General features: G+C 69.7%; 27 protein-coding genes. 16 read left to right on the plus strand and 11 right to left on the minus strand.

Annotation, left to right across the window (positions count from 1 at the left end):
* Positions 1-21 precede the first annotated feature (21 nt).
* The gene (locus tag V6M51_RS08070) at positions 22-1644 is read left to right on the plus strand and encodes a cisplatin damage response ATP-dependent DNA ligase (RefSeq protein WP_332766165.1); all 1623 of its coding nucleotides are present in this window, start codon (positions 22-24) and stop codon (positions 1642-1644) included.
* Here the strand turns inward: V6M51_RS08070 and V6M51_RS08075 are convergent.
* The 3 genes from V6M51_RS08075 to V6M51_RS08085 are packed head-to-tail and all read right to left on the minus strand — an operon-like array spanning position 1601 to position 4400.
* A complete protein-coding gene (locus tag V6M51_RS08075) occupies positions 1601-2971 on the minus strand; it encodes a hypothetical protein (RefSeq protein ID WP_332766166.1) in 1371 nt (456 codons plus the stop codon). The genes V6M51_RS08070 and V6M51_RS08075 overlap by 44 nt on opposite strands.
* Positions 2968-3876 carry an ABC transporter ATP-binding protein gene (locus tag V6M51_RS08080; RefSeq protein ID WP_332766167.1) on the minus strand — a complete coding sequence of 303 codons (909 nt, stop codon included), beginning with the start codon at positions 3874-3876 and terminating at the stop codon, positions 2968-2970. Before V6M51_RS08080 ends, V6M51_RS08075 begins: the two co-directional genes overlap by 4 nt.
* Complete coding sequence (locus tag V6M51_RS08085) at positions 3873-4400, minus strand: D-glycero-alpha-D-manno-heptose-1,7-bisphosphate 7-phosphatase (RefSeq protein ID WP_332766169.1); 528 nt, start codon at positions 4398-4400, stop codon at positions 3873-3875. Before V6M51_RS08085 ends, V6M51_RS08080 begins: the two co-directional genes overlap by 4 nt.
* Positions 4401-4503: 103 nt before the next feature.
* Between V6M51_RS08085 and V6M51_RS08090 the strand changes: the two genes are divergently transcribed.
* The 8 genes from V6M51_RS08090 to V6M51_RS08125 all read left to right on the plus strand — a co-directional run bounded on the left by V6M51_RS08090 (position 4504) and on the right by V6M51_RS08125 (position 12053).
* Positions 4504-6321, plus strand: coding sequence for an ABC transporter ATP-binding protein (locus tag V6M51_RS08090; RefSeq protein ID WP_332766170.1), 1818 nt, complete (start codon positions 4504-4506; stop codon positions 6319-6321).
* Complete coding sequence (locus tag V6M51_RS08095) at positions 6322-7386, plus strand: mannose-1-phosphate guanylyltransferase (RefSeq protein WP_332766171.1); 1065 nt, start codon at positions 6322-6324, stop codon at positions 7384-7386.
* A gap of 71 nt (positions 7387-7457) precedes the next feature.
* On the plus strand, positions 7458-8540 hold the full coding sequence (locus V6M51_RS08100; protein WP_332766173.1) for a GNAT family N-acetyltransferase: 1083 nt from the start codon (positions 7458-7460) through the stop codon (positions 8538-8540).
* An 11-nt stretch (positions 8541-8551) separates the two neighbouring features.
* Positions 8552-8836 carry a hypothetical protein gene (locus tag V6M51_RS08105; protein ID WP_332766174.1) on the plus strand — a complete coding sequence of 95 codons (285 nt, stop codon included), beginning with the start codon at positions 8552-8554 and terminating at the stop codon, positions 8834-8836.
* 62 nt (positions 8837-8898) lie between these two features.
* The gene (locus V6M51_RS08110) at positions 8899-10107 is read left to right on the plus strand and encodes a threonine ammonia-lyase (RefSeq protein ID WP_332766175.1); all 1209 of its coding nucleotides are present in this window, start codon (positions 8899-8901) and stop codon (positions 10105-10107) included.
* An 11-nt stretch (positions 10108-10118) separates the two neighbouring features.
* Positions 10119-10619: an FKBP-type peptidyl-prolyl cis-trans isomerase gene (locus tag V6M51_RS08115; protein ID WP_332766176.1), complete on the plus strand. Its 501-nt coding sequence runs from the start codon at positions 10119-10121 to the stop codon at positions 10617-10619.
* Positions 10620-10689: 70 nt separating this feature from the next.
* Positions 10690-11253: a carboxymuconolactone decarboxylase family protein gene (locus tag V6M51_RS08120; protein ID WP_332766177.1), complete on the plus strand. Its 564-nt coding sequence runs from the start codon at positions 10690-10692 to the stop codon at positions 11251-11253.
* A gap of 2 nt (positions 11254-11255) precedes the next feature.
* A complete protein-coding gene (locus tag V6M51_RS08125) occupies positions 11256-12053 on the plus strand; it encodes an SDR family NAD(P)-dependent oxidoreductase (RefSeq protein WP_332766307.1) in 798 nt (265 codons plus the stop codon).
* A gap of 158 nt (positions 12054-12211) precedes the next feature.
* Here the strand turns inward: V6M51_RS08125 and V6M51_RS08130 are convergent, their stop codons facing one another.
* The 3 genes from V6M51_RS08130 to purU form a co-directional block, all read right to left on the minus strand.
* Positions 12212-12661, minus strand: a complete 450-nt coding sequence (locus V6M51_RS08130) for a DUF2214 family protein (protein WP_332766178.1) — start codon at positions 12659-12661, stop codon at positions 12212-12214.
* Positions 12662-12718: 57 nt separating this feature from the next.
* Positions 12719-13546, minus strand: a complete 828-nt coding sequence (locus V6M51_RS08135) for an enoyl-CoA hydratase-related protein (protein ID WP_332766180.1) — start codon at positions 13544-13546, stop codon at positions 12719-12721.
* 65 nt (positions 13547-13611) lie between these two features.
* On the minus strand, positions 13612-14454 hold the full coding sequence (gene purU, locus V6M51_RS08140) for a formyltetrahydrofolate deformylase (RefSeq protein WP_332766182.1): 843 nt from the start codon (positions 14452-14454) through the stop codon (positions 13612-13614).
* A 103-nt stretch (positions 14455-14557) separates the two neighbouring features.
* Between purU and argE the strand changes: the two genes are divergently transcribed.
* Positions 14558-15739, plus strand: coding sequence for an acetylornithine deacetylase (gene argE, locus V6M51_RS08145; RefSeq protein WP_332766183.1), 1182 nt, complete (start codon positions 14558-14560; stop codon positions 15737-15739).
* Here the strand turns inward: argE and V6M51_RS08150 are convergent.
* Entirely contained in the window at positions 15699-16739 is a 1041-nt protein-coding gene (locus tag V6M51_RS08150; RefSeq protein WP_332766184.1) for a glycosyltransferase family 2 protein, read from the minus strand. The two genes, argE and V6M51_RS08150, sit on opposite strands and share 41 nt — an antisense overlap.
* A gap of 33 nt (positions 16740-16772) precedes the next feature.
* On the opposite strand from V6M51_RS08150, the gene rfbC reads away from it, so the two are divergent.
* A complete protein-coding gene (gene rfbC, locus V6M51_RS08155) occupies positions 16773-17327 on the plus strand; it encodes a dTDP-4-dehydrorhamnose 3,5-epimerase (protein ID WP_332766185.1) in 555 nt (184 codons plus the stop codon).
* A 2-nt stretch (positions 17328-17329) separates the two neighbouring features.
* Complete coding sequence (locus V6M51_RS08160; protein WP_332766186.1) at positions 17330-18151, plus strand: acyl-CoA thioesterase; 822 nt, start codon at positions 17330-17332, stop codon at positions 18149-18151.
* Between the two features lie 216 nt (positions 18152-18367).
* On the opposite strand, the gene V6M51_RS08165 is transcribed toward V6M51_RS08160, so the two are convergent.
* Positions 18368-18694 carry a UrcA family protein gene (locus tag V6M51_RS08165; RefSeq protein WP_332766188.1) on the minus strand — a complete coding sequence of 109 codons (327 nt, stop codon included), beginning with the start codon at positions 18692-18694 and terminating at the stop codon, positions 18368-18370.
* Positions 18695-19069: 375 nt separating this feature from the next.
* Entirely contained in the window at positions 19070-20224 is a 1155-nt protein-coding gene (locus tag V6M51_RS08170; protein WP_332766190.1) for a saccharopine dehydrogenase family protein, read from the minus strand.
* Positions 20225-20366: 142 nt separating this feature from the next.
* On the opposite strand from V6M51_RS08170, the gene V6M51_RS08175 reads away from it, so the two are divergent.
* From V6M51_RS08175 to V6M51_RS08190, 4 genes are all read left to right on the plus strand, one after another.
* A complete protein-coding gene (locus V6M51_RS08175) occupies positions 20367-21800 on the plus strand; it encodes an MFS transporter (RefSeq protein ID WP_332766192.1) in 1434 nt (477 codons plus the stop codon).
* Positions 21801-21882: 82 nt separating this feature from the next.
* The gene (locus tag V6M51_RS08180) at positions 21883-22791 is read left to right on the plus strand and encodes a glutathione S-transferase family protein (protein ID WP_332766194.1); all 909 of its coding nucleotides are present in this window, start codon (positions 21883-21885) and stop codon (positions 22789-22791) included.
* Between the two features lie 11 nt (positions 22792-22802).
* The gene (locus V6M51_RS08185; protein ID WP_332766196.1) at positions 22803-23621 is read left to right on the plus strand and encodes a crotonase/enoyl-CoA hydratase family protein; all 819 of its coding nucleotides are present in this window, start codon (positions 22803-22805) and stop codon (positions 23619-23621) included.
* Positions 23621-24259, plus strand: a complete 639-nt coding sequence (locus V6M51_RS08190) for a glutathione S-transferase family protein (protein ID WP_332766198.1) — start codon at positions 23621-23623, stop codon at positions 24257-24259. The genes V6M51_RS08185 and V6M51_RS08190 overlap by 1 nt, the downstream gene beginning before the upstream one ends.
* A gap of 37 nt (positions 24260-24296) precedes the next feature.
* Here V6M51_RS08190 and queG read toward each other — a convergent pair whose 3' ends face one another.
* Both queG and fzlA read right to left on the minus strand, forming a co-directional pair.
* On the minus strand, positions 24297-25472 hold the full coding sequence (queG, locus tag V6M51_RS08195) for a tRNA epoxyqueuosine(34) reductase QueG (RefSeq protein WP_332766199.1): 1176 nt from the start codon (positions 25470-25472) through the stop codon (positions 24297-24299).
* Positions 25453-26139 (minus strand): FtsZ-binding protein FzlA, encoded by a 687-nt coding sequence (gene fzlA / locus V6M51_RS08200; RefSeq protein ID WP_332766200.1) that lies wholly within the window; start codon positions 26137-26139, stop codon positions 25453-25455. Before fzlA ends, queG begins: the two co-directional genes overlap by 20 nt.
* Positions 26140-26149 lie beyond the last annotated feature (10 nt).

Raw genomic sequence — 26149 nt, forward strand, 5'->3', positions numbered from 1 at the left:
CAGGCGCGTTAAGCTCATTCCATGCGCGCCTTCGCCGAGCTCCTGGACCGACTGTCGCTGACGGCGTCGCGCAACGCCAAGCTGACCCTGGTGCGCGACTACTTGGCGCAGACCCCCGACCCCGACCGGGGTTGGGCCCTGGCGGCGTTGACCGGCGACCTCGTTTTCAACGCCGCCAAGCCGGCCTTCATCCGCAAGGCGGTGGAAGAGCGGATGGACCCCACCCTGTTCCGCTGGTCCTACGACTATGTGGGCGACCTGGCCGAGACCGTGGCCCTGGTCTGGCCCGGGCGGCCCGGCGCCAACCGCGAGCCGGAACTGTCGGAGGTGGTCGACGCCCTGCGCGGCGCCTCGCGGACCGAGGTCCAGCGGTTGATCGAGGCCTGGCTGGACGGGCTGGAGACCACCGGCCGCTGGGCGCTGCTGAAGCTGATGACCGGCGGCCTGCGTGTCGGGGTGTCCGCGCGCATGGCCAAGCAGGCCGCGGCCGATCTGGGCCGGGTGGAGGTGGCCGAGGTCGAGGAGGTCTGGCACGCCCTGCACCCGCCCTATGAGGACCTGTTCGCCTGGCTGGAGGGCCGTTCGGACCGGCCCTCGGCGGTGGCGCCGGGCCGCTTCCGGCCGGTGATGCTGGCCCAGGCCATCGACGAGGCGGTCGACTTCGGCAAGCTCGACCCGGCCGACTACGCCGCCGAGTGGAAGTGGGACGGCGTCCGGGTCCAGGCCGTGAACGAGGCCGGGGTGCGGCGGCTCTATACCCGCAATGGCGACGACATCTCCAGGACCTTCCCCGACGTGCTGGACGCCCTGGAGTTCGAGGGCGCCCTCGATGGCGAACTGCTGGTGATGCGCGACGGTGGCGGGGTGGCCAGCTTCGGCGACCTCCAGCAGCGACTGAACCGCAAGACCGTCGACGCCAAGATGCTGCAGACCTTCCCGGCCGGCATACGCGCCTACGATCTGCTCGCCGACGGGGCCGAGGACACCCGCGTCCTGCCCTTCGCCGAACGCCGCCGGCGGCTGGAGGCCTTCGTCGGCAGGCTCAAGACCTCGCGCATCGACCTTTCGCCCCTGCAGCCCTTCGAGACCTGGGCGGCATTGACCGATCTACGCCGCGAACCGCCAGCGGGGGATCCGCAGGTCGCCGAGGGCGTGATGCTGAAGCGCTGGGACTCGATCTACGAGGCCGGCCGGCCCAAGGGGCCGTGGTTCAAGTGGAAGCGCGACCCGTTCCTGATCGACGCGGTGCTGATGTACGCCCAGCGCGGCCACGGCAAGCGTTCCAGCTTCTATTCCGACTACACCTTCGGGGTCTGGACCGAGGGTCCCGACGGCAGGCGATCCTTGACCCCGGTGGGCAAGGCCTATTTCGGTTTCACCGACGAGGAGCTGAAACAGATCGACAAGTTCGTCCGCGACAACACCATCGACCGGTTCGGGCCGGTGCGGGCGGTCAAGGCTGAGGCTCATTTCGGCCTGGTGTTCGAGGTGGCCTTCGAGGGCCTGCAGCGCTCGACCCGGCACAAGTCGGGGGTGGCCATGCGCTTCCCGCGCATCAGCCGCATCCGCTGGGACAAGCCGGCCGGCGAGGCCGACGAGCTTACGACGCTGGAACGGATGCTGACGCAGATGGAGGGACGTTAGGTCCCAGTCTGCGGGCGACCAGGGCCCAGGCGACGGCCGCCTGCACCAGGCCCGAGACCAGGCTGAGCATCGGCGCCGCGCTCACCGGGGCGAAGAGGGCCGCCCCGGTCTCCCGGTCCACCGACCAGCCCACGATGCCGCCAACCCCGTAGAGCACGGCCAGCGCCACCACCGCGGCGAAGTCGCCGCGCTGGGGTCGCTCGCCCAGGCGGCAGAGGGCGATGACGCCCAGGTCGCGCAGCAGGAAGGCGATCAGGGCCGCGGCCTGGGCCAGGCCTGGCCGCGCGAAGCTGCCGGCGCTGGCGGCCAAGGCGGCGATCACCAGCAGGGCGGCCAGGATCAGCGGCGCCAGGGGCGCGGGCGCCAAGGGGGCTGCGCGGGCGAAATCTCCGGCCAGGGCGTGCTGGCGGAACTGGCGCATCCGCACCCGGTCGGCGGGCTCGGCGAAGGCCGCGGCATAGGCGCTGAGCGCCACGGCCAGCGCCCCGGTGGTGAGCGCGCCGGAAAGGCCGCCGTCGCGCCAGGCGAAGCCGCCGGCGTAGGTCGCGAGGAAGACCAGGAAGGCCGGCCAGACGACGGGGCCGTTGCGCATCTGCAGCTCCAGCCGCATCAGCCGCCAGGCCCCGATCACCGCCCAGGCGGCGAACAGGGTCACCGACACGGCCCGGAAGCCGTCGGCCGGCCAGTAGCGTCCGCCCCAGTCGATCAGGCCTTTGGCGCCTAGCATGGCGCCGAAGCCCTCCAGCCCGGCGCCGCGCTGGAAGCCGGCTGAGCCCGCCACCCAGGACAGTAGGACGCCGCCAACGATCAGCCCCCCAAGCACCCCGCCGGCGCGGGCGGTGCGGCCCTCGGCCCGGGCCTTGCGCACCCCGACCAGGGCCGCGCCCATGGAGATCGCCTGCAACAGCACCGCCAGGGCGACGAGGAAGATCAGGGTCGAGACCGCGCCCGGCTCGCCCCGCTGCAGGCTGGCGGCGGCCATCAGCAACAGGCCGGTGAGCGCGCAGATCCAGGCCAGGCTGGCGCTGCCCAGGAGCTTGCCCCAGGTCATCGACCAGGGATCCAGCGCCGAGAGCCGCTGGAAGTCCCAGGTGCGGTCGGCGATCTCGTTGAGGATGGAACCCCCCGTGGCGCGCGCGCCCCAGATCATGCCGCAGGCCACGAAGACCACCGCCCCCACGCCGCCCAGGCCGGTGAGGGCGCCATAGGGATTGGTCCGCAGGACCATGATCGCCGCGCCATAGATCATCAGCAGGACGACGATGGCCCAGGCCACGCGGCGGGGCGCGGATTCGAGCCAGAGATTGCGCTGGAATTCCGGGTTCATGACTGGGCCTCGGCGAGATAGGCGTCTTCCAGGGTCCGGCGGGTGGGCTGGAAGGCCGAGACCTTCAGCCCCGCGCCGACCAGCTTGGCCAACACCGCTGAGTCGTCCTCGCCGTTCCCGGCCAGCAGGATGGCGGTGTCGCCGTCGCGGCGTTCCAGGGCGATGTCCAGCTTGGCCAGCACCTTGTCGAGGTCGGCGGGCGGGCCTGAGAAGGTGACGCTGATCCGGGTCCCGTCGCGCACCCCGGCGCCGGCCGCCACCACCCCGCCGCCGGCCACCCGACCGTCGCGGATCATCAGCATCTGGGTGGAATAGTCCTCAAGCTCGGAGAGGATGTGCGAGGAGACCACGATGGTCATGCCCTCCCTGGCGAGCCGCAGGATCAGGTCGGAGAGCGCCCGGCGCGCCTCGGGATCGAGCCCGGCGGCGGGCTCGTCCAGCAACAGGACGCGGGGCTCGTGGACGATGGTCTGGCCGATGGCCAGGCGCTGCTTGAGGCCGCGCGACAGTTCCCCGGCCCGCATCTCCAGCCGGTCGGTCAGCTGGACGCGGGCGGCGGCCTGCTCGACGGCGGCTGGGGTGGCGGCCTCGGAGACCCCCCGCGAACGGGCGGCGTAGGTGAGCGCCCGACGCACCGAGAGATCCTCGTAGAGGCCGAAGAAATCGGGCAGGTAGCCGATGGTCGCATGGACTCCGCGCGGGTCCTCGCGGGTGTCGAGCCCGCCGATGGAGATGGTCCCCTCGGTGGCGTCGTCGAGCGCCGCCATGCAGCGCAGCAGGGTGGTCTTGCCCGCCCCGTTGGGGCCGACCATGGCCAGGACGGCGCCGGCCTCGACCTTGAACGACACCCCATGCAGCGCCCGCGCCGACGGGTAGTCGTAAACGACGTCCTTCACCTCGATCATGCCGGAACCAGCTCCTTCTCCAGGAAGACCATCAGGTTGTCGCTCGGGAATTTCAGCCCGCGGACGCCCGCCCGCCGGGCGGCCTCCATGTCGGCGTCCTTGTCGCCCACCATGATCGAGCGGCTCACGTCGACGGGCCACTCGCGCAGGGCGCGCAGGATCATGCCGGGGTTGGGCTTGCGGTCCGGGGGATCGGGATGGCGGTAGGCCTCGACGGTCGCGTCGGGATGCTGCGGGCAATAGTAGAAGGCGTCGATGCGACCGCCGACCTCGGCCAAACTCTCCGACATCTTGGCGTGCAGGGCGACCACGTCGTCCTCGCCATAGTAGCCGCGCCCAATCCCGGACTGGTTGGTCACCACGAACACCCACCAGCCGGCGTGGTTGAAGGCGGCCACGGCCTCCCGCGCGCCGGGGATCCAGCGGAAGTCCTCCCAGCGGTGGACATAGCCGGGGTCCTCATTGAGCACCCCGTCTCGGTCGAGGAACAGGGCGGGGCGGGTCTGGGCGTCGGGCAGGCTCACGCGGGCACTATACAGTCAGGCGCGCGGCTTGGGGCTTACGCTTTCGCAATGGACGGCGCCGAGGCTATGGTCGGCCCTCGTGTTTGCCCAAGTTGAGGTCGCCTTGGCCGGTCCCGTCCTTTCCATCGACGACCTGAAGGTCGATTTCACCACGCATGACGGGCTGGTGAACGCCGTGCGCGGCGTCTCCCTCGAGGTCCAGCGCGGCGAGACCCTGGGCGTCGTGGGCGAGAGCGGCTCGGGCAAGAGCCAGACCTTCATGGCGGTCATGGGCCTGCTGGCCGCCAATGGCCGGGCGAGCGGCTCCGTGAAGTTCCTGGGCCAGGAGATCCTGGGGCTGAAGCCTCGGGCGCTCAACAGGATCCGCGGCTCGAAGATGACCATGATCTTCCAGGACCCGCTGACCGCGCTCACCCCGCACGTGCGCATCGGCGAGCAGATCGCCGAGCCCCTGCGTTTGCATCTGGGCATGAGCGACAAGGACGCCACGGCCCACGCCAAGGACTGGATCGGCCGGGTGCGCATCCCCGACGCGGCGAGCCGGCTGTCGCAATATCCCCACGAGCTTTCCGGCGGCATGCGCCAGCGGGTGATGATCGCCGCGGCCATGGCCGGCGGTCCGGCCCTGCTGATCGCCGACGAGCCGACCACCGCCCTCGACGTCACCGTCCAGGCCGAGATCCTCGACCTGATGGCCGAGCTCGGCCGCGAGACCGGCACGGCCATGGTGCTGATCACCCACGACATGGGGGTCATAGCGCGGCTGGCCGACCGGGTCTGCGTGATGAAGGACGGCGCCTATGTGGAGGAGGGCTCCGCCGAGGCCATCTTCGGGGCGCCGAAGTCGGACTATACCCGCGCCCTGCTGGACGCGATCCCGCGCCTGGACCGCGCCGATCGCGGCGGTCGCCCGACCCTGGCCCCGGTGGCGCCCGACGCCCCGGTGATCGTCGAGGGCCACGACATCAAGGTGCATTTCCCTGTCCGCCAAGGCATGTTCGGCGGGAAAGCGACCCTGCGCGCCGTCGACGGGGTCAGCTTCCAGGTCCGCCAGGGCGAGACCCTGGGCGTGGTGGGCGAGAGCGGCTGCGGCAAGTCGACCCTGAGCCGTGCGGTGCTGAACCTGCTGCCGCCGACGGCCGGCGCTGTCACCCTACTGGGCCGCGACATCACCCATGCCGACCGCGAGGCCATGCGGGCGGCGCGCAAGGACCTGCAGATCGTCTTCCAGGACCCCCTGGCCAGCCTTGATCCGCGCATGACCGTGGGCGACTCCATCGCCGAGCCGTTGCAGGTGTTCCGCAAGGGCATGACCCACGCCGAGCGCGAGGCCGAGGTGAAGGCCATGATGCAGCGCGCCGGGCTCTCGCCTGGCCTGATCAACCGCTATCCGCACGAACTTTCCGGGGGCCAGAACCAGCGGGTGGGCATCGCCCGGGCCATGATCCTGCGGCCCAGGCTGGTGATCTGCGACGAGGCGGTCTCGGCCCTGGACGTCTCCATCCGCGCCCAGATCATCGACCTGCTGATCGAGCTGCAGAAGGAGATGGGTCTGGCGATGATCTTCATCAGCCACGACCTGGCGGTGGTTCGCGAGATCAGCCACCGGATCATGGTGCTCTATTTGGGCCGGGTGATGGAGCAGACCGATCGGGAGCGGCTCTATGAGGCGCCGCAGCATCCCTACACCAAGGCCCTGCTCTCGGCCGCGCCGATCCCCGATCCGGTTCGCGAGCGGGCTCGGGCCCGGGTGAAGCTGGTGGGCGAACCGCCCTCTCCCCTCGATCCACGCAGCGCCCTGCGCTTCCTGCCATCGCGGCTCTCCGCCGATCCCCTGGCCCAGGTCTATGTCCCGGAGCTGAAGGAGATCGCCCCTGGCCACCTGGTCAGCGAATACGACCCGCCGGCCGGAGCCGCCTGAGTGACGCGCAAGATCATCCCCGTCCTGATGTCGGGCGGCGCGGGCACGCGCCTGTGGCCCCTGTCGCGCCAGGCCCGGCCCAAGCAGTTTCACCGGCTCGGCGGCGAACACAGCCTGATCCAGGACACCGCCCTGCGGGTGGTGGGCGAGATGTTCGAGGCGCCTGTCGTGGTCTGCGCCGCGGCTCATGCCGACCTGGCGCGCGCCCAGCTCGCCGAGGTGGGCGTCACGCCCCAGGCCCTGATCGCCGAGCCTGCTCCGCGCAACACCGCCCCGGCCTCGGTGGCGGTGGCCGCCTTCGGCGCCGAGGCCGATCCCGACGCCCTGATGGTGCTGCTGCACGCCGATAACCTCGTCTCCGACGTGGCCGCCCTGCACGCCGCCATCGAGACCGGCCGCGCGGCGGCGCAGGCCGGCAAGATCGTGCTGTTCGGGCTCAAGCCCACGGGCCCCGCCACCATCTACGGCTATATCCGCGCCACCGGCGAAGGTCCGGTGCGCCGGGTCGCCCAGTTCGTGGAGAAGCCCGACCTCGTCACCGCTCAGGGTTTCGTGGCCGACCCGGACTATTCCTGGAACGGCGGCATGTTCCTGTTCAAGGCGGGCGCCTTCCTCGACATCGCCCGGGCCCTGGCGCCGGCGGTGGCCGCCGCCGCCGAGGCCGCGGTGGCCGGCGCCGCGCGATCCGGCGACCTAGTGACGCTCGGCGAGGCCTTCCTCACGGCGCCCAGCATCGCCATCGACGTGGCGGTGATGGAGAAGACCGACCGCGCCGGCGTGGTCGCGGCTGACATCGGCTGGGCCGACGTGGGCAATTGGGACGCGCTCTGGGAGCTGTCGGCCCGCGACGCCGACGGCAACGCCCTCGACGGCGAGGTGACCGCGGTGGAGAGCCGCGGCTCGCTCGCCCGCACCGACGGCCCCGCGGTGGTCCTGGCCGGGGTCGAGGACGTGGTGGTGGTGGTCGAGAACGGCGTGGTCCTGGTCACCCGCCGCGACGCCCCGACCGCCGTCCGCGCGGCGGTCGACGCCCTGAAGGCCAAGGGGCGAAGCGACCTGCTGTAGCGCGGCAAGGTCCCGGAAAGACTTGGGCGTTATCCTTGACGGCTCAAGCTTCGAGTCCGGGGACCGCGCCTTTGCAAATCGACGTCCTACGTCCGCAGGACCTTTCGGCCGAGCGCGTCGCGCGCTGGGGCGAGCTCCAGGCGGCCGATATCGAGCTGGATACGCCCTTCCTGGCGCCAGGCTGGGCGCGGCTGATCGAGCGGATCCAGGGCGAGGGCGCACGCAATGTCCGCGTCGCCGTGGCCCATCAGGACGGCCGGGACGTGGCCTTCATGCCGGTGCGGGTGGGCTCGTTCACCGCCATGCCGGCCGGCGCCCCCATGTGCGACTATCAGGGCGTGGTGGCCGAGGCCGGGGTCGCCGTCGACGCCCGCGCCATGGTCGCGGCCCTGGGCGTCCATCGGCTGGACTTCTCCCACATGCTGGAGAGCCAGCCGGCCTTCAAGCGCTTCGCCCGCGGTCGGTTCGTCTCCCACGTTATCGATGTCGAGGGTGGCTACGAGGCCTATGAGGCCGAGCGCCGCGCGGCTGGGACCTCGGTGCTGAAGGACTGCGACAAGAAGCGCCGCAAGGCCGAACGCGAGGTCGGCTCCGCGGTCTTCCAGGCCTTTTCCCGCTCCACCGCCGATTTCGACAAGCTGCTGGAATGGAAGCGCGCCCAGCTCAAGGCCACCGGCCAGACCGACATCTTCGAGACGGGCTGGACCCGGGACCTGATGGCCGAGATGTTCGCCAGCCGCGATCCGGACTTCGGCGGGGTCATGTTCACACTTCACTTCGGCGACCGTTTGGCGGCGGCGCACCTGCACCTGCGCGGGCGTCGTACGATCCACGGCTGGATCATCGCCCACGACCCGGAATTCGAGCGCTATTCCCCGGGCCTGCTGCTGTTCCAATCCATCCTGCGCTGGATGGACGACACCCCCTATAGTCGCCTGGACCTCGGTCCAGGCGACTACCGCTTCAAGCGCGACCTCGCCAATCACGGCCAGTGGGTGACCCACGGCTTCGTCGGCGCCCCCTCCCCGGCGACTCTCACGCGGGCGGTCGCCTATGGGGTGCGCCGTGTGGCGGAAGCTCTGCCCTTGGGCCAGATTTCCGAACTGCCCGGCAAGGCGATGCGCCGCATGGATCAATGGCGAGGGCTACGGTAGCGGTTCAAGGCATGGCGATTCTCCAGGATATTCGGCGCCTTGTGGGCGCCCGGCGCGACGACGGCGTGTCTCAGCGGGTGGTCAAGACGATGAGCTGCGCCGACGGGACGCGGTTCCTCGAGTTCGCCGAGCGCGAGGACGGGCTCTACCGCTACGTGGAGCACTGCAAGCAGAGCGAACACGGCATGATGATCTGGAAGTCCGGCGCCCTCTCCGATCTGCACGAGAGCCTGGACGCCGCCGAGCAGGCCGCTCGGGACCAGCTGTGCTGGCTCTCCTATACCTGCAAGGCCTAGGCCCGTTGCCGATTGGCGCGCTCGCCGCTAGACGTGGCGTCCCGCACCACATCGGCTAGGCCATGACGCTTTCCATCGACGACATCCGCGCGGCCGCCGGTCGGCTGGCCGGACATATCGAACGCACCCCCTGCCGCCATTCGCGCACCCTGTCGGAGATCACCGGGGCCGAGGTCTGGGTGAAGTTCGAGAACCTGCAGTTCACCGCGGCCTATAAGGAGCGCGGGGCGCTCAACACCTTGCTGCAGCTCTCCGACAACGAGCGCGGGCGCGGGGTGATCGCCGCCTCGGCCGGAAACCACAGCCAGGGCCTGGCCTATCATGCGGCCCGCCTGGGGATCCCCGTCACCATCGTCATGCCGCGCGGGACCCCCTTCGTGAAGGTGCAGCAGACCCGCGCCCACGGCGCCGAGGTGGTGATCGAGGGCGACAACTACGACGAGGCTTCGGACGTCGCCCTGAAGCTCTGCAAGGCGCGCGACCTATCCTTCGTCCATCCCTTCAACGACCTGCAGGTCATGGCGGGCCAGGGCACCGTGGCGCTGGAGATGTTCGAGGACGTGCCGGACCTGGAGGTCCTGCCCATTCCCATCGGCGGCGGCGGGCTGATCGCCGGCTGCGCCACCGTGGCCAAGTCGCTCAATGCGAAGGTCCGTATCGTCGGCGTGGAGCCGGCCATGTATCCGTCCTTCACCGCCAAGATGCGCGGCGTGAACGGGGTGACCGGCACGGGCGGGGCGACCATCGCCGAGGGCATCGCGGTCAAGCAGGTGGGCGAACTCTCCTACGCCATCGCCCGGCCGCTGATTGACGACGTGCTGCTGATCGAGGAGCCGCACTTCGAGCGGGCCGTGGCGCTCTACTGCAATGTGGAGAAGACGGTGGTCGAGGGGGCGGGCGCCGCCTCGCTGGCGGCCCTGCTGGCCTATCCCGACCAGTTCCGCGGCAAGAAGGTCGGGCTGATCGTCACCGGGGGCAATATCGACACCCGGCTGCTGGCCTCGGTCCTGACCCGGGAGCTGGTGCGCGAACAGCGGCTGGTCAGCCTGCGGATCATCGGCGACGACCGGCCTGGCCTGCTGGCCACCGTCTCGACGGTGATCGGCCAGATGGGCGGCAATATCGTCGAGGTGGCCCACAACCGTCTGGCCCTCGATGTGCCGGCCAAGGGCGCGGAGTTCGACATCATGATCGAAACCCGCGACGCCCAGCACACCCAGGAAATCATGGACGCCCTGCGTGATCGCGGCTACCCGCCGCGCGCCGTCTGAAGGTCTAGCGAATGAAACGTCTGATCGTCGCCCTCGCCGCCGCCTTGTCGCTGGCCGCCTGTGGCAAGGCCGACAGCCAGGAGACCGCCAGGGCGGCCGCCGAGGCCACCGCCTATCTGGCGACCAATGCGAAGGCGCCGGGGGTCAAGACCCTGCCGTCAGGCCTGCAATACAAGATCGTCCGCTCAGGCCCGGCCGATGGCCTCAAGCCCGCCCCGCAAGACGAGGTCAAGGTCCACTACGAGGGCAAGCTGCTCTCGGGTAAGGTGTTCGATAGCTCCTATGAGCGCGGCGCTCCGGCGGCCATGCCGCTGGCCGCCCTGATCCCGGCCTGGCAGGAGGCCCTGCAGCTTATGCGGCCGGGCGACGAATGGGTGCTCTATGTGCCGCCGGCCCTGGGCTACGGCGAAGAAGGCGCCGGCGGCGGCGAGATTCCGGGCAATAGCCTGCTGATTTTCCGCATCGAGCTGATCGACGTGCTGCCCGGCCCGGGCCGCATCGGCCAGGGCTGACCGGTTCGCTCTTGCGCTGCACCCCGCGCCTCTGTTTGGTGGCCGCCAAACAGAACGGGGAAACGCACGGATGAGACTGACCAAGCCCAGGATCGCGCCGGTCCAGGACGCCGACCTGACCCCCGATCAAAAAGAAATCCTCGAGCCCATGGGCGAGCGGGTGCTGAACATCTTCCGCACCATGGTCCAGGCCCCGAAGGCGGCGAAGGGCTTCCTGGCCTGGGGCAACTATGTGCTGTCGCGGCGCAACGACCTTCCGGCCCGCGAGCGCGAGATCGTCATCCTGCGCATCGGCTATCTCTGCAAGTCCGGCTACGAGTGGACCCAGCACCACGCCATCGGCCTGCGCGAGGGCCTGACCGCCGCCGAGATCGAGGCGATCAAGCAGGGCGCCGCCGCCTCCAACTGGAGCCCCGCCGACCGGGCCCTGCTCAAGGCGTCCGACGAGCTGCACAACGACCAGTTCGTCACCGACGGAACATGGGCGGCGCTCACCCGCCACTTCTCCGACAAGCAGTGCATGGACGTGGTGTTCACCGCCGGCCAGTACACCCAGGTGTCGATGATCCTGAACTCGTTCGGGGTGCAGCTCGACGCCGGCCAGGTGCTGGATCCCGACTTGAAGGGCTTTTGAGCATGCGGCTCGCGGGCAAGACCGCCATCGTCGTCGGCGCCGGCCAGACTCCGGGCGAGACCCTCGGCAACGGCCGGGCCATGTCGCTGTTGTTCGCCCGCGAAGGCGCCGAGGTCCTCTGCGTCGACCGGCTGATCGAACGGGCCGAGGAGACGGCCGAGATGATCGTCGCCGAGGGCGGCAAGGCCGCCGCCTTCGCCGCCGACATCACCAAGGCCGACGATTGCACGGCGATGATCGAGGCGGCCAAGGCCCGCTGGGACCGCATCGACATCCTGGTCAACAATGTCGGCATCGGCGGGGGCGGCGACGGCCCGGCCCACCGGCTGGAGGAGGCGGCCTTCGACCGCATCCTGGCGGTGAACCTCAAGGGGACCTGGCTGTCGACCAAGGCCGCCTTGCCCCTCATGCGCGAACAAGGTGGCGGCTCGATCGTCAACATCTCGTCCCTGGCCTCCATCGCCGGCGGAAACCAGGTGGCCTACGAGGTCTCCAAGGCCGCGGTGAACCGGCTGACCACCTCCACGGCCCAGGCCAACGCCGCCAAGGGCGTGCGCTGCAACGCCATCGCCATGGGCTTGATGGACACCCCGATGGCGGTGGCCGGCATCGCCGCGTCCACCGGCCGGGAGCAACAGGCGGTCCGCGACGCCCGCAACGCGCGGGTGCCGCTGGGCGGCCAGATGGGCACTGCCTGGGACACCGCCTATGCGGCCTTGTTCCTGGCCAGCGACGAGGCGCGGTTCATCACCGGCGTGGTGCTTTGGGTCGACGGCGGCATGTCCAGCCGGATCGGCTGATCCTAGTTGCTCCCCTCCTGGGGGAGCTGTCGGCGAAGCCGACTGAGGGGGACTTTGACTCGCTTTCGCGCGCTTCAAACCCCCTCCGTCTCGTCGCGAAGAGGCGACGATCCACCTCCCCCAGACCGCGCTGCGCGCTGGGGGAGGATCTGGTCGTCCTACAGCCCGTAACCCCGAGCCATGGCGGCGGCGAAGGCGGGGATCAGGGTGAAGATGGCGAGTTCGGCGACGATGAAGCCGCGTACCGAAGCCGCCTGCTCGGCGGTCAAGGCGAAGGCGGGTTCGGCCTTCGCCGCGCGCCGCCACCCGGCGATGCGAATTGTCGGCTGCACGGACAGCATCCCCACCACGAGGAAGGCGGCGATCTTGGCCCAGAACACCCAGTTTCCGAGATAGGCGTCGGGACCCTTCACCCCCAGGAAGACGCGGGCGAACCCGACCGCCAAGATCAGGCCCGCGACCATGCCATAGTGCAGGTCGATCACGCCCAGGCGCTTGAGACTCGCGCCCGCCAGGCCGGGCCGGACCATGGCCAGTTCGAAAGCCAGGATGGCGGCCAGGGCGAAGACCAGCAGGTGGTGGACTATGGCGAGGACGAGGTCGGTCACGGGGCGACTCCAGGGCTGATCGCGCGACCTTCGCCCTATTCACTTACTATGTAAATACTACGCCTTGTCACCGGTCCGGTAGTCGCCGAAGGCGCTGTCGCGGGCGGTGAGCGCCTGGGTCACGCCCTGGCGCATCTGGGCCATGTACTCGCGCGAAGCCTTGGTGTGCCAGCCCAGGGCATGGACGTCGGTGGCCGCCCGGATGCCGGTGCGCATGCCCATGGCCTCCATCTGACGGTGCACGGCGCGCTTGTTGAGCTGGGCCAGTTCCGGGTCGACCTTGGCCACGCGGATCGCCATGGCCAAGACCTCCTCCTCAAGGCGATCGACAGGGAATGCGCGATTGGCGAAGCCCAGCCGCACGGCCTCGTTCCCATCGATGGAGTCCCCGGTCAGCATCTGCTCCATGGCCGCCCGCATCCCCATCAGCCAGGCGTGGGAATGGTTGTCGGCGGGGCTCATGGTGCGCACGGCCGGATAGCCGATCTGGGCGTCCTCGGCCACATAGACCAGGTCGCAGGAGGTCGCGAGTTCCGAACCTCCGGCCAGGCACCAGCCGTGCACCTGGGCGATCACCGGCTTGGCCAGGTCCCAGACCTTGAAGCAGCCCTCGACCACGTGGCGCGCCCACTGGCCCTGGTTTCCGGCCGTATGCCAGGGCAGCTCACCCAGGCCCGCCAGGTCGTAGCCGGAAGAGAAGCAGGTCCCGGCCCCTCGCACGATCATCACCCGCACCTCGGGATCGCGGTCGCCGGCCTCCAGGGCGCTGTAGATCTCGGCCCGTAGGGCGTTTGACAACGCGTTGCGCTTGTTGGGGCGGTTGAGGGTGAGCCGACGAACATGCGGCGCGGGTTCGTCGATCAGCAAGATAGGCTCGTCGGCCATGGCGTCCTCCCTGGACTTTGCAGGGAGGCTAGGCGCCTGCCGTGCCGGCAGTCCAGGGCGTTGCCTCAGTCCGTGAACACCACGGTCTTGGCCCCGTTCAGCAGCACCCGGTCCTCCAGCTTCCAGCGCACGGCGCGGGCCAGGACCCGGCGCTCGATGTCGCGGCCCTTGCGGATCAGGGCGGCGGGCGTGTCGCGGTGGCTGATGCGCTCCACGTCCTGCTCGATGATCGGGCCCTCGTCGAGATTGGCGGTGACGTAGTGGGCGGTGGCGCCGATCACCTTCACGCCGCGCTCATGGGCCTGGTGATAGGGCCGCGCGCCCTTGAAGCCCGGCAGGAAGGAGTGGTGGATGTTGATGCAGCGCTCTTCCAGCTTGGCCGCCAGGCCCTCGGACAGCACCTGCATGTAGCGGGCGAGGACCACCAACTCGGTCCCGGTCTCCTGGATCAGCTTCCAGATCGCCGCCTCTTGTTCCAGCTTGGTGGCGCGGGTCACCGGCATGTGGTGGAAGGCGACATCGCGCATGTCGAGATTGGCGTAGGTCTCCTTGGGGTGGTTCGACACCACCGCGGCGATGTCCATCGGCAGCTCCCCGCGCCGCCAGCGATAGAGCAGGTCGGCCAGGCAGTGGTCCTGCTGGCTGGCCAGGATCATCACCTTCTGGCGGATCCTCGGATCGCGCAGGCTCCAGCGCATGGAGAAGCCCTGGGCAAGGTCGCCGAAGTCGCCGCGCAGGGCGTCGAGATCCGCGCCGGGCGCGGCGAACACCACCCGCATGAAGAAATGGCCGGTCTCGACGTCGTCATACTGCTGGGCGTCGAGGATGTTGGCCCCGCGCTCATAGAGGAAGCTGGAGACGCGGGCGACGATGCCCGGCTGGTCGGGACAGGAGAGGGTCAGGATCATGGCGCCGCTCAAAGCCCCGACTTTGGGCTGACCGTCAAGTTCCTGCTCGCCGAGTCGGGTCATCGCTTGGAGGCGCGCCGTCGTCGGGGCTAGGGTCCGCGCCATGCCCACAGCCGAAGCCCTGACGCCCCGCGCCATCGATATCCTTGCGAGCCTGGTCTCGTTCGACACCACCTCGCGGCTCTCCAACCTGGCCCTGATCGAGTGGGTCGAGGCCTATCTGGACGGCCATGGGGTGGCGCACCGGCGGGTTCCCAACCACGACGGGACCAAGTCGAACCTGCTGGCCACGGTAGGACCCGCCGTGGAGGGCGGGGTGGTGCTGTCGGGCCATACCGACGTGGTGCCGGTGGACGGCCAGGCCTGGGTCACCGATCCCTTTGTCCTGACGCCCAAGGGCGACGGGCGGATCTACGGGCGCGGGACCTGCGACATGAAGGGGTTCCTGGCCCTGGCCCTCGCCGCCGTGCCGGACCTCGTCGCCGCCAAGCCCCGCATGCCCGTCCATCTGGCCTTCTCCTATGACGAGGAGATCGGCTGCCTGGGGGCGCCGGACCTGATCGCCATGATCGCCGCCGAGCTGCCGCGCCCGGCCCTGGTGGTGGTGGGCGAGCCGACCGACATGGTGGCGGTCAGCGGACACAAGGGCATCTCCACCTTCACCGTCACGGTGACCGGCAAGGAAGCCCATTCCAGCCAGACCCATCTGGGCGTCTCGGCGATCATGGAGGCGGTGAAGCTGATGGCCTCGCTGTCGGCCCTGGCCGAGCGGCTGGAGCGGGACGCCGATCCCGCCTCGCCCTTCGTCCCCAAGCACACGACGCTCACCATCGGCATCCTGCACGGCGGCACGGCCGGCAACATCCTGGCGCGGGAATGCGCCTTCCAGTTCGACGTGCGCTGCCCGCCCGGCCAGGATCCGCTGAAGATCCTCGAGCCGTTCTTCGCCGAGGTCGCGGCCGTGGACCTAGGCCTCAAGGCCCGCTTCCCCGAGGCGGGCGCCCGGATCGCGCAGCGCTCCGGCACGCCTGGGATGGCGGTGGAGAAGGACGGGGCGGCCGAAGCTTTCGCCCGGCGCCTGGCCGGCGACAATGGCCCGCCGCGGGTGGTGCCCTACGCCGCCGAGGCCGGCCAGTTCCAGCAGGCGGGATATTCGACGGTGATCTGCGGCCCCGGCTCCATCGACCAGGCTCACCAGGCCAATGAGTATGTCGAGCGCTCGCAGATGGAGCGCGGGGCGGCCTTCATGGCTCGCCTGGTCGATTGGGCCGCACGCGGCGAATGACCGGGCGGCGGCCGGTCAGGTCGCGGGGGTTCCAGGTCATGGCCCGGGCGATGGCCCAGGCGGAGACGCGGCGGCGGGCCTGGACCTCGCGGCGGCTCTTCAGGATGGTCCGCAGGCCTTTCAGCGAGGCCTTGAAGGCGCGCCAGACGATGTGGGCGTGGGGCCAGTTCTCGCGGCGCGAGGAGATGTAGGCCACCGCCAGCAGGTGCAGCGGCACGACGATGGGCAGCAGCGGCCAGGGGGTGTCCTTATAGACTCCGTAGAAGCGGTTTCGGGTGCCGTGGAAGACCGCGAACTCCGACTTGCGGCCGCCGGTGGAGGCCGAGCCCACATGGCGGATCACCGCCTTGGGCGCCAGGATGGTGGGCTCGCCGGCCAGTTGCAGCCGGTAGCCCAGGTCCACGTCCTCGGAATAGCAGAAGAAGAACTCGTCGAAGCCGCCCTGCTCCAGGAACAGCGCCCGATCGATCATCATCGCCGCGCCGCAGGGGGAGAAGACCTCGCCCTCCGGGATCTGGTCGGGGCACTTGGAGAGATAGCCGCCGCGATAGGGGATGCCGTAGCCGCTCATCACATCGCCCAGGCCGTCCAGCAGGGCGGGATCCTCGTCCATCAGCTGGCGCGAGGTGAAGGAGCGCACGGTGGGATGGCGCGCCGAGGCCGCCACCAGCTCGGCCAGCCAGTCGGGGGCCGCGAAGGCGTCGGGATTGAGGAAGACCAGCCATCTTCCCCGTCCTTCGCGAGCGGCCTGGTTGCCGGCGCCGGAGAAGCCCAGGTTCTCCGCGTTCTCGATCAGCCGCATGCCGGGGAAGGCCCGGGCGATCACCGCGTCGCCGGGATCGGGCGACTGGTTGTCGATAACCAGGGTCTCGAAGTCGGTGAAGCTCTGGGCGGCCAGATGCTCCAGGCAGGTGCGCAGGGTGGGCCCTGAGTTCCAGGCGATCACGCATACGGTGATAAGGGGCGCCTTTGCCTTGTCTTCCTGCGCGCGCTCGTCCATGCGGTGGCGGTTTTCCAAAGCTCCCGGACCGCCATGACGTCGATTACGCCGCTCTCGATCCCTGAAGTCCTGCTTATCACGCCCAAGCGCCATGGCGATGGGCGGGGATGGTTCTCCGAGACCTGGAGCCGCCGGGTGATGGAGCAGGCCGGGCTCGCCCACGATTTCGTACAGGACAACCAGGCCTTCAGCGCCAAGGCCGGCACCGTGCGCGGCCTGCACTTCCAGCAGGCGCCCCACGCCCAGGCCAAGCTGGTCCGCGTGCTGAAGGGCGCGATCTTCGACGTGGCCGTGGATATTCGCCAGGGCTCGGCGACCTACGGCCAGTGGGTGGGCGCGACGCTCACCGCGCAGGGCGGCGAGCAGATCCTGGTGCCGCGCGGCTTCGCCCACGGTTACTGCACGCTCACCGACGATTGCGAGCTCTTCTACAAGGTCGACGGCCAGTACGCGCCGGAGACCGAGGGCGGGATCATCTGGAACGATCCGGACCTGGCCATCGACTGGGGACTCACCGGCGAGCCGACCTTGTCGGACAAGGACAAGGTCCTGCCTCGGTTCAAGGACCTGCCGGCGGCGGCGTTCTGATCATGAGCGAGCTGGTCCGCATCCTCGACATCGAGCCCATCGACCTCGACATGTTCCGCGGCCACACCCCGGAGGGCGAGACCCGCCGCATCTATGGCGGCCAGGTGATCGCCCAGGCCCTGACCGCGGCCTACCGCACCATCGACGGGCGTCATTGCCACTCGATGCACGCCTATTTCATCCGGCCGGGCGACCCGAAGATCCCGATCCTGCTGAAGGTGGAGCGGGTGCGCGATGGCGGCAGCTTCGCGGTGCGCCGGGTGGTGGCCCTGCAGCACGGCCAGCAGATCTTCAACCTCGCCGCCTCCTTCCAGGTCCCGGAGACCGGGTTCGAACACCAGATCGAGATGCCCACCCCGCCCGGGCCCGACGGGCTGATGGACGAGGACGAACTGCGCAAGGCGGCCGGCGACGAGACCCCCCGCCGCACCTGGCCCATCGAGGTCCGCCCGGTCGATCCCATGCCGCACGGCAAGGCCCCGAAGATGGAGCCGACCCAGTCGGTCTGGTTCAGGGCCCGCGACCCCCTGCCCGCCGACGTGGCGATCAACCAGTGCGCGCTCGCCTACGCCTCCGACATGACCCTGCTGGACACCTCCCTGCGCCCGCATGAGGTGTTGTGGAGCGAGGGCCGGCTGCAGGTGGCGAGCCTCGACCACGCCCTGTGGTTCCACCAGGCCACCGACTTCAGCGACTGGCACCTCTATGTCCAGGACAGCCCTTCGGCCTCGGCCGGCCGCGGCTTCAACCGCGGCTCGATCTTCAACCGCGCCGGCAAGCTGGTCGCCTCGGCGGCGCAGGAAGCCCTGATCCGGTATCGGTGAGGGGTGATTAGATCCTCCCCTCTTGGGGGAGGGGGCGCACGTCCACCGAAGAGAGTCAAAGTCCCCCTCAGTCAGCTTCGCTGACAGCTCCCCCAGGAGGGGAGCATCTGCTCAGCGCCCGACATCCAGACATGAAAAGGCCCGCCGTGGGGCGGCGGGCCTTGGGAGTCCGAACCTGGGGGGAGCCGGGTCCGGACGGGGGGCTGACAGCGGCGGTTAGCGGCTGGCCAGGGTGTTGGCTTGGCGCTGGGCGGCGAGCGCGGTGTTGCGGGCCGCGAACTTCTCCGAGATTTCCACGCGGACGGCTTCCATGCAGCGGGCGTTGGCGACCAGGCTGCGCTGGTTCAGCGTTTCGGCGCGGCAGAACTTGCGGGCGGCGGCCTCGGCGCGCTGGTGGAAGGCCTGGACGCCTTCGGGGCTGAGGGTGTCGATGTCGGCGGCGCGGATGGTGACCGGGGCGGCGTGGGCGGCCGTCGCGAGGGCGGCGACCGGGATGATGGCGAGGGCCAGGGTGGCGACGCCGGCGAGGGTGGACTTGAACATCTGGTTTCTCCCGTTGCTGGTCGCCGCGGCGGCCGATGACCAACGAGATAGACCCGACGTTTCTCGAAGTCTTGTTAAGTCGGAGTAATGACAGAGATTTAAGAGTATTACAGGAAGTTCATTAACCTGGTTACATAAAGTTTACTTAGGTGACATCATGGGGTCACAGGCGGGCATGCGCGCTCCTTCGCCCCTTGCGGGAGAGGGTGGCCCCGCGAGAGCGGGGTCGGATGAGGGGTCGAAAGCCCTATCCGTCTGACATCGGGGTTGCAGCTTGGACGAAAGCTGGCCGGAGAGTTCCGAGAGACCCTCATCCGACCGTTCTCCGAACGGCCCCCTTCTCCCGCAAGGGGAGAAGGGACCTGTCCGCGGTTGCTAGGCCGTCTCGACCTTGAACGTCAGGCCGGCGTTCTTCTGCAGGCGATCGACCAGGCGGCCTCCAAGCGCCGCGCCGGGGGTCAGGACCCCGCCTCCGACTTCGGGGGCGTCCTTGACCAGACAGATGGCGGTCTCGGCGATCAGCTTGGAGGTCGAGCCGTAGCCCGGGTCGCGGTCGCCATGCACGCTGACCTTCACCTTGCGTCCGTCCTTGGCGATCCCGATGAACACCAGGTCGTAGAAGCCGGCGTCGCGCTCTTCCTTGCTGGGGCCCTCGCCGGGCTGGGGTCCGCCCTCGGCGCTCATGGCGAAGCTCGCCGGCGCCTTGGGGTCGACCACGCTCATCTCGTCATAGACGAAGTCCGTCCCGTACGGATGGCCCATCAGGAGGTTCGAGCGATGGACGTTCTTGGTGTTGATCGCCGCCATCATGAAGGGGCCGACCTGGGCGTCCATGTCCGGGTCGTGCTCGGGCTGGTCGCCGCGCGGCTGTTCCGGGCCGGTGAAGCCGGGGGTAAGCGCGAAGGGATTGGCCATCAAGGCCATCAGGCTGGGGTCCTTCATGATCGCGGCCATGGTCGCCCGGCCGCTGGCGGCGGTGCCGCCCGACAGGCCGCCCCGCATGGACCGCACCCGGCCCTTCACCCGCGGAACGGGTCCGCCCAGCTTCGCCTTGGCGGTCTCCTGGGCGAAGAACACGCCCAGCTCGAAGGGGATGGAATCGAAGCCCGCCGAGTGCAGGATTCGTGCGCCAGTCCGCTTGGCGGTCTCGTGGTGGGCGGCGATGGTGGCGGCCATCCAGTTCGGCTCGCCCGAAAGGTCCAGATAGTCGGTCCCCGCCTCGGCGCAGGCGGCGATCAGGGCGTCGCCGTAGAGCTGGTAGGGTCCGACCGTGGTCAGGACCGCCTTGGCCCGGTCGACCATGGCCTTGAGCGAGGCGGCGTCCTCGGCGTCGGCGACCACCAGAGGGGTGTCCTTGGGCGCGCCGATCTCGTCGCGGACCGCGGCCAGCTTGTCGGCGCTGCGCCCGGCCATGGCCCACTTCACCTCGCCGCCGACGCCGTAGCGCTGGGCCAGGTACTCGGCCACCAGCCGGCCGGTGAACCCGGTGGCTCCATAGACGATGATGTCGAACTCCGCGTCGCGGTTCATGGCGGTCCCCTTCAATTTACATTGTACGGAACCATGCCGGATTTGATCGGCCCGCGCAAACTCCGAGATCGAAAATCGGCGCTTGATCTTCCCCAAAGGAACCCGGTCATCTGGCGATGTCGCCGCGGGAGACTTGAACGCCTTGATCCAGGACGCCGGCCCTCCGGGGCGCCCGCTCTCCGCGCCCATCGTGCTGTCGTTCTCCGCCGCCGCCCTGCCGCTGTGGGCCCTGGCGGTGGCCGTGGCCGTCTATTTGCCGGCCTATTTCGCCAGCCACCTGGGGGTCAGTCTGGGCGTTATCGGGATCGCCTGGGCGGTGGTGCGGTTCCTGGACATCGCGGTCGACCCGGCGCTGGGCATGGTCATGGACCGCACCCGCACGCGGTTCGGGCGCTATCGCGTCTGGCTGGTGATCGGGGCGCCGATCCTGATGGCCTCGGTCTATGCGTTGTTCCTGGCCCCGGCGGGGATCGGGGCGGCCTACCTGATCGGCTGGCTGTTCGTGCTCTATCTGGGCATTTCGATCGTCACCCTGGGCCACCTGGCCTGGGCCGCGACCTTGGCCACTGAATATCACCAGCGCTCGCGGGTGTTCGGGATGGTGGCGACCGTCGGCGTGCTGGGCGCCGTGGCCGTGCTGATGATCCCCATCGCGGCGGGCGCCTCCGGCCGGTCTGAGGCGGAAGGCGTCCAGGCCATGGGCTGGTTCATCTTCTGGCTGGTCCCGGTCTCGGTCGCCCTGGTCTGCCTGCGCACGCCCGAGCACATCGCCCCTGCCCGGGAAGGCGCCCACCTGAACCTGAAGGATCTCTGGGCCCTGCTGGTCAAGCCCGACCTGGTCCGCCTGGTCCTGGCCCAGATGGCGCTCACCCTGGGCCCCGGCTGGATGAGCGCGCTCTACCTGTTCTTCTTCACGGACGCCCGGGGCTACACCTCCGAACAGGCCTCGATCCTGCTGCTGATCTACGTGGTGGCGGGCATCGCCGGCGCTCCGGCCACCGCGCGCCTGGCCATGAGGTTCGGCAAGCATCGCACCCTGATGGCCACCACCACCGCCTATTCGCTTGGCCTTTGCACGATCCTGTTCCTGCCCAAGGCCAGCATGGCGGCGGGCATACCGATGATGTTCTGGTGCGGCTTCATGGCGGCGGGCTTCGACCTGATGATCCGCGCCATGCTGGCCGACGTCGGCGACGAGGTGCGGCTGGACCAGGGCCAGGAGCAGATCAGCCTGATCTATGCGCTGAACACGCTGGCGGCGAAGATCGCCGCGGCCTTCGCCATCGTCCTGACCTTCCCGCTGCTGGGCTGGCTGGGATATGTGGCCGCCGAGGGGGCGACCAACACGCCGGCCGCGATCCGAAGCCTGGAGTTCACCTTCATCCTCGGGCCCATCGTCTTCGTGATGCTGGGCGGGGCCTGCGTGATCGGCTGGCGGCTCGACGCGGGGCGTCACGCCGACATCCGCCGCCAGCTGGACGAACGCGACGCCCAGTACGCCGAGGCGCCGATCCTGGAGAGCCTCACCGGCCAACCGGCCATCGCCGTCCTGGCCGAGGACGGCAAGCCCGGCTGACGTCGGGTCAGAGTGTTCTCGCGGCCAGATCCGTGACAGCGTAAGGCCAGCGGCCCGCCAGACGCGCGCGCGAGGGACCACCATGACCGGGCTGATCCTGCACCATTACGACACCTCGCCCTTCTCCGAGAAGGTGAGGCTGATGTTCGGCCTGAAGGCGCTGGCCTGGGACTCCGTCCAGGCCCCGGTGATCATGCCCAAGCCCGACCTGGTCCCGCTGACCGGCGGCTATCGCCGCATCCCGGTGATGCAGGTGGGCGCCGACATCTATTGCGACACCCAGATCATCCTGGCCGAGATCGAGGCGCGCGCCCCCAGGCCGGCCAGCGTCTCCGGGGCCGGCTGGGCGGTCAATTTCTGGGCCGACCGGCTGTTCTTCGGCGTCACCGTTCCGATCATCTTCGGAGAGCTGGGCGACGCGACCTCGCGCGAGTTCATCCTGGACCGCGAGAAGTTGTCCGGTCGGCCGTTCGACATCGCCGCCATGAAGGCCGCGGCCGGCGTCATGCGGCCCCAGTGGCGCGCCCAGGCGGCCTGGATCGAGGCGGGCCTGGCGCGTAGCGACTGGCTCGACGGCGCCGCGCCCGGGCTCTCCGACATCGCCGCCTATATGAACCTGTGGTTCCTGGCCCGCAGCCTGCCCGCCGTCGCCTATGGGTTGCTGAGCGGCCTGCCGCGCACCCAGGCCTGGCGCGACCGGGTGGCCGCCATCGGCCACGGGACCCGCCGCGAAATCACCGGGGCGCAGGCCCTCCAGGTCGCCCACGACGCCGAACCGGCCCCGCCGCCGGTTCACGATCACGCCGATCCGCAGGCCCTGGCGGTGGGCGCGCCGGTGACCGTCGCCGCCGACGACTACGGCCGCGACCCCGTCGCCGGAACCCTGGTCGCCGCCACCCCCGAACGGGTGGTCATCGCCCGCGAGACGCCCGAACTGGGCAAGACCCACATCCATTTTCCCCGCGCCGGCTATCGCGTCGGCAAGGCCTGAAGGAGCGCCTCATGGAAGACCGCATCAAGGTGCAGCTGAAGGACGGCGTGGCCGATGTCCGCCTGGTCCGCGGCGACAAGATGAACGCCTTAGACGACGCCATGTTCTCGGCCCTGATCGAGACCGGCGAGGCGCTGAAGACCCGGCCGGGCGTCCGCGCCATCGTGCTATCCGGCGAAGGCCGCGCCTTCTGCGCCGGCCTCGACATGGGCAATTTCGGCAAGATGGCCTCCGGCGAACGGTCGGGCGGCCAGTCGTCCACGGGCGAGACCCTGGTCACCACCAAGCGCACGCCCGGCGGTTCCAACCGCGCCCAGCACGCGGTGATGGTCTGGCGCGAACAGGCCGTGCCGGTGATCGCCGCGATCCACGGCGTGGCCTTCGGCGGCGGGTTCCAGCTGGCGCTGGGCGCCGACATCCGCTTCGTCACCGCCGACACCCGGATGTCGGTCATGGAGATCAAGTGGGGCCTGGTCCCCGACATGGCCGGCCTGGTGCTAATGAAGCGCCTGGTGCGCGACGACGTGGCCCGGGAGCTGACCTATACGGGCCGCCAGTTCAACGGCGAGGAGGCCCTGCGCATGGGCTTCGCCACCCGCGTCTGCGCCGATCCCTATGCAGAGGCCCTGGCCCTGGCCGCCGAGATCGCCGGCAAGAGCCCCACGGCCATCCGCGGCGCCAAGCGGCTGCTGGACATGGCGCCGGACGCCGACCAGCACGCCATCCTGCTGGCCGAGAGCCAGGAGCAGACCGCCCTGATCGGTTCGCCCAACCAGGTCGAGGCTGTGATGGCCAACATGCAGAAGCGCGCCGCCGCCTACGCCGACTGATGCTCACCCTCTACCACTGCGCCGACGCCCGCTCCTTCCGCGCCCTCTGGGCCCTGGAGGAGCTTGGTGTTCCCTATGAGCTGAAGCTGCTGCCGTTTCCGCCCAGGGTCCGCGCGCCGGAGTACCTGGCCGAGAACCCGCTGGGCACAATTCCCCTGCTGGTCGACGGGGCGACGCGGATGACCGAGTCCTCGGCCATCGTCCAGTACCTGACGGTCAAGCACGGCGGCCCGCTGCTGGTGGGCCCGGACGATCCCGCCTACGGGGCCTGGCTGAACTGGCTCTATCTGGGCGAGGCGACGCTCACCTTCCCTCAGACCCTCGTGCTTCGCTACACGCGGCTGGAGCCCAAGGAGCGGCGCAATCCGCAGGTGGCGGAGGATTATGGCCGCTGGTTCATGGCCCGGCTGCGGGCGGTGGACACGGCCCTGCAGGGCGCCGAGCACCTCTGCGCCGGGCGGTTCACGGCGGCGGACATCTCTGTCGGCTATGCGCTGCTGTTGGCGGAGACCCTGGGGCTGCACGAGCGGTTCAGCCCGGCGGTGGCCGCGTACTGGGCGCGGCTGCAAGGGCGCGACGGGTTCAAAAGCGCCAAGGCCGCGCAGGCGAACGAGGCTGTGCCGGACTGGCAAACATAATCCGCTCATCCCGGCGAAGGCCGGGACCCAGATTCATCTACGGCGCATCGTGGGTTTCACCTGGGCCCCGGCCTTCGCCGGGGTGAGCGGTGCTGTGGCGAACCCACTCCGCCAGGACATCGGAATCGGTCTCCACCGTTCGCGCCCGCATCGCCTCAAACGCCGCCGCATCCAGCAGCCGCGACAGCGCCCAGACCGCCGCGCCGCGCACCAGGGGCGACGGGTCGCCCAGCAGCCGCTCCGCCGCAGCCGTCAGCCGCGCCTCGCCCGAGTTGCCGATGGCGTAGAGGACGTTGCGCACGAAGCGGTCGCGGCCGATGCGCTTGACCGGGCTCTTGGCGAACAGGGCGCGGAAGGCGGCGTCGTCCAGGGCGGCCAGGTCCTCGAGGGGCGGCGCGCGCAGGGCGTCGCGGGCGTGTAGCCGCTGTTCGCGCGCCACCGCGGCGAACTTGTTCCAGGGGCAGACCGCCAGACAGTCGTCGCAGCCATAGATGCGGTTGCCCAGCGCCTGCCGGAACTCACGCGGGATCGGCCCCTTCAGCTCGATGGTCAGGTAGGAGATGCAGCGCCGCGCATCGAGCTGGTAGGGCGCCGGGAAGGCCTTGGTCGGGCAGATGTCCAGGCAGGCCTGGCACTGGCCGCAGGACCCGCCGCTGGGGCCGTCGGGGGTGAGCTCCAGCTCTGTGAGGATCGAGCCCAGGAACAGCCAGGAGCCGAACTCGCGGCTGACCAGGTTGGTGTGCTTGCCTTGCCAGCCCAGCCCGGCTTGCTCGGCCAGGGGCTTCTCCATCAGGGGGGCGGTGTCGACGAAAACCTTCAGCTCGCCGCCGAACTTCGCAACCATCCAGCCGGCGAGCTGCTTCAGCCGGCCCTTGATCAGCTCGTGATAGTCGTCGCCCTGGGCGTAGACGCTGATCGTCCCGCGATCCTTGCGCTCCAGGGCCGCGAGGGGGTCCGAATCCGGGCCATAGTTGGTCCCCAGCAGGATCGCCGTGCGCGCGCCGGCCCACATGGCGCGGGGATGGCTGCGGCGCTCGGCGGTCTCCTGGAGCCAGCCCATCTCGCCGTGGCGGCCCTGATCCAGGAACAGGGCGAGCCGCTCGCCGGCCGGCCAGGCCTGGGTCACGTCGGCGAACCGGCAGGCGTCGAAACCGAGCTCGACGGCCTTGGCGGCGATCAGGTCTTTGCGTGGATCAGAAGTCGAGATCGTCATAATGCGGCGCCGGCGCGAGGCCGGGCCAACGATCGGTCAGCAGGGGCCGGAAGGCCGGCCTCGATTTCAGCTTCATGTACCAGGTCTTGGTCGCGGGGAAGTCGCGCCAGGGCACGTCGCCGAAATAGTCGATCACCGAGAGGTGGGCGGCGGCGGCGAAATCGGCCAGGGAGAGGCGCTTGCCGGCCAGCCAGTCGCGGGTTCCGAGCAGGCCTTCCACGTAGACGAGGTGCTGGCGCAGGGCGTCGCGGCCCTGGCGCAGGGCGGCCAGGTCGGGCGACCCCAGCCCCAACAGCCGCTTTTCCATCTTCTCGTGCAGCAGGAAGCCGCCGACCTCGTAGTCGAACTTGCGGTCGAACCATTGCAGCAGGCGCCGAGCCTCGGCCCGTTCGGCGGGCTCGCGGCCCAGCAGCGGCGGCTCGGGATGGGCCTCTTCCAGATGATCGAGGATGGCGCGGCTCTCGCACAGCACCAGCCGGTCGCGGCCTGTCCCGATGGTCAGGACCGGGGTCAGGCCCGAGGCGTTCATGGCGATCAGTTCGGAGGGGCGTTCCCAGTAGCGGGCCGGCTCCTCGGCGAAGGCCAGCCGCTTCTCACCCAGGGCCAGACGCACCTGGCGCGAGGCCGGGTCCAGCGGAAAGTGGTGAAGGGTGCGTTCTGCGCTCATCAGGTGGCGG

It is taken from the genome of Phenylobacterium sp. (genome assembly GCF_036677185.1).
Taxonomy (GTDB): Bacteria; Pseudomonadota; Alphaproteobacteria; order Caulobacterales; family Caulobacteraceae; genus Phenylobacterium.